General features: G+C 74.3%; 5 protein-coding genes. 2 read left to right on the top strand and 3 right to left on the bottom strand.

The genetic code is table 11. The features are described 5' to 3' along the window. Both GTW43_RS22605 and GTW43_RS22600 read right to left on the bottom strand, forming a co-directional pair. The coding region (locus GTW43_RS22605; protein ID WP_161303850.1) for a ribonuclease H at positions 1-537 on the bottom strand (537 nt) is incomplete at its 3' end. A 30-nt stretch (positions 538-567) separates the two neighbouring features. Next, positions 568-963 (bottom strand): nitroreductase/quinone reductase family protein, encoded by a 396-nt coding sequence (locus GTW43_RS22600; RefSeq protein WP_161303849.1) that lies wholly within the window; start codon positions 961-963, stop codon positions 568-570. A gap of 296 nt (positions 964-1,259) precedes the next feature. Here GTW43_RS22600 and GTW43_RS22595 point away from each other — a divergent pair, with 296 nt between their 5' ends. Together GTW43_RS22595 and GTW43_RS22590 are read left to right on the top strand one after the other, a co-directional pair. Beyond that, on the top strand, positions 1,260-2,129 hold the full coding sequence (locus GTW43_RS22595; protein ID WP_161303851.1) for an endo alpha-1,4 polygalactosaminidase: 870 nt from the start codon (positions 1,260-1,262) through the stop codon (positions 2,127-2,129). Between the two features lie 49 nt (positions 2,130-2,178). Further along, positions 2,179-2,418 (top strand): hypothetical protein, encoded by a 240-nt coding sequence (locus GTW43_RS22590; RefSeq protein WP_161303848.1) that lies wholly within the window; start codon positions 2,179-2,181, stop codon positions 2,416-2,418. Positions 2,419-2,440: 22 nt separating this feature from the next. On the opposite strand, the gene GTW43_RS22585 is transcribed toward GTW43_RS22590, so the two are convergent. After that, positions 2,441-3,016: SDR family oxidoreductase (locus GTW43_RS22585; RefSeq protein ID WP_161303847.1), on the bottom strand; the 576-nt coding region annotated here is incomplete at its 5' end.

Here is a 3,016-nt window from a genome sequence, read left to right as displayed (position 1 = left end):
GCCCGACCGGGCCCGCGCCGGCGCGGCCGACGGCGACGAGGGCGGCGGCTCCGGGGAGCCGAGGGCACTGCCCGCGGCCTCCTGCTCGACGGCCGCCCGGCTGGCCGCCCGGTCGGCGAAGTCGTTGAGCGGGTCGCCGTCGACCTGGTGCGCCGGGACGTACCGGAACTCGACGGCGCGGCCCTCGAGCAGCGCGTCGATGCGCGCGACGAGCTCCTGGTTGGCCACCGGCTTGCCCGCGGCCGTCTTCCAGCCCTTGCGCTTCCAGCCGGGCAGCCAGGTCGTGACGGCCTTCATCGCGTACTGCGAGTCCATCCTGACCTCGAGCGGGACCGCCGGGTCGACGGTCGTCAACAGCCGCTCCAGCGCAGTGAGTTCCGCGACGTTGTTGGTCGCGGTGCCGAGCGCGCCGGCCTCCCACTGGACGGGCTTCTCGTCCCCGTCGGCGACGACCCAGGCCCAGCCGGCGGGCCCGGGGTTTCCCTTCGACGCCCCGTCACACGCGGCGATCACACGTTCTGCCATGCCCCCGATCATGCCAGGGCGCACCCCCGGACGGGGAACCGGTCAGTCCAGGTCGACCCGGATCGTGAGCAGGTCGATGCCGAAGGCGCGCACCGCCGAACTGTTCATCCGGGGCAGGGACCGCAGCCGGGCCCGCGCGTCGTCGTCGGGGAGCAGATGGGCGGTGCCCTCGTACCAGCGGCCGCGCAGCCGCACCCGCACCCGCGGCTCGGCCTGGATGTTCCGCACGTACTGGGCCTTCGGCCCGAACTCGGACACGAACCAGAACGAGTCCCCGATGCGCCGCCCGCCCACCGGGGTCTGCCGCGGCAGCCCGGACGTGCGGCCCGTCGTCTCCACCAGGACCTGGCCGGGGAGCCTGCGGTTGAGGGGATTGGCGACCCGGCGCTGGAACGTGGTGACGAGCCGGTGCTTGGTGTCAGGTGCGAGGAGGCCCATGCCATCGGACTCTAGTCGCGCGGGCGGCCGCGCGGAGGATCTCCGGCCGGACAGGGGAAAGCCCCGGCCGTGACGGGGGACCACGGCCGGGGCGGCTCTGACGTGGACACGGATGGCGGTCGCCTCGCGGCGGGGGCTCCGCAGGGCTTCAGCCGAACGATCTTCCCTGCGGGCAATGGAGATGAGGCCCGGGGACACTGTTCCATCCGTGCCCACGGTGGGTTCAACGTGCGAAAGGTCGGCCTTGTTCCCGCGGCGCCCGGCGGTGACGCACGACACCTTAGGGTGGTCCGGTGATCTTCGCCCCGGCCCCCGCCCGCCTGCGCCGTGCCCTGGGGCGCGCCCTCGCCCCCGCGCTCGCCGCGGCCCTGCTGACCGGCTGCTCCGCCGCGTCCCCGGCATCCCCCTCATCCTCCGGCGCCACGGATCCCGCCGGTTCGGCGCCGCAGGTGCTGCGGCCCGAGGCCGGGGCGGCGTTCGACTACCAGCTCGGCGGCGCGTACCCGCCTGCCGACGGCGTCCGGGTCGTGGCCCGCGACCGCACCGCCGAGCCCGCGCCGGGGACCTACGGCATCTGCTACGTCAACGCGTTCCAGGCCCAGCCGGACGCGACGCGGTGGTGGCAGCGCGAGCATCCCGAGCTGCTGCTGCGCGACGCGGACGGTGAGCTCGTCATCGACGAGGACTGGGACGAGGCCCTCTTCGACATCTCGACCGCGGCGAAACGGACGGCGCTCGCACGGACCGTCGGCCGGTGGATCGACGGCTGCGCCGCGTCCGGCTTCCGTGCCGTCGAGGCCGACAACCTGGACTCGTACACCCGCGCGAAGGGCCTGCTGCGCGCGGCCGACGCCGTCGCCTTCGCGAAGCTCCTGACGGCCCGCGCGCATGCCGCGGGGCTCGCCATGGGGCAGAAGAACACCGCCGAGCTGCTCCCCGAGCGCCGCCGGGTCGGCTTCGACTTCGCCGTGTCCGAGGAGTGCGCGCGCTACGACGAGTGCGGCGCCTACGCCGAGGCGTACGACGACCGGGTCTTCGTCGTCGAGTACCGGGCGCAGGACCTGGAGCGGGCCTGTGCCCGCTGGGCCGGGACGCTGTCGGTGGTCCTGCGCGACCGGGATCTGCGACCGGCGGGAGAGAAGGGGCACGTGCGCCGGACGTGCTGATCCCGCCGTACCGGGTGCGCGGGGTCCGCCGGGCGACCAAGCTGGGGGCATGGACGGACTCGACGGATACCCCTCAGTTGTCGTGCACGCCTCCCAGCCCGGCGGGCGGCGGGTCTTCATCCGCGGCGAGGACGCGGGACTCGCGACCTCGCTCGCGGACGTGGTGGAGTTCCTGCGCCGCGCCGGTCTCGAGGACGCGCCGCTGCACGATCCGGACTTCATCGAGTGGCGCGGCGGCGGCTCGGCCGTCTGGCCCGCGCATCTCGACGACCCCGACGGCGGGATCTGACGGTGCCGCCGGGCGCCGGCCGCTACCGGTAGCCGGTGACGTCGGCCGCCCTTCCGGGGTCCTGGACCTCGACGAGGTAGCGCCAGGCGTCGGGCCTGCTGCCGTCGAGGTCCGTGTAGCCGTACACGCCGGCCAGGCCCCCGCTGGACTGTGAGGTGCCGTTGAACCGGGAGACGTCGGGGTCGGCGGCGAGCGCGGCGACCGCCCGCCCCACGTAGCGCGGGGTCTCGGAGATCGCGAAGTGCGGCTGGGCCGTGAGCGCCTCGCGCCAGGTCTCCTCCGTGACGCCGAACGCGTCGAGCATCATCTCGGAGCGCATCCAGCCGGGCGTGAGTGCGAGGGCCGTGGCGCCGCGCGGGCCGAGCTCGTGACCGAGGGCGAAGGCCATGCGCAGCACGGACGTCTTCGCCAGGTCGTAGAAGAACGAGTTGCGGTAGTGCGCGCCGTTGTACTCGGCGGTGCCGTCGGTGACCTCGACGACGAGTCCGCCGGGCCGGCGCAGGAGCAGCGGCAGCGCGTGGTGACTGGTGATCGCGTGGGTCTCGACGGCGAGCCGGAGCAGCCTGAGCCCCTTGTCGAGGTCGTGCTCCCACACGGG

The sequence above is a fragment of the Streptomyces sp. SID5785 genome, assembly GCF_009870065.1.
GTDB lineage: Bacteria > Actinomycetota > Actinomycetes > Streptomycetales > Streptomycetaceae > Streptomyces.
The sequence above is the reverse complement of the archived record's forward strand: the minus strand, read 5'-3'. Positions and strand labels throughout refer to the sequence as shown.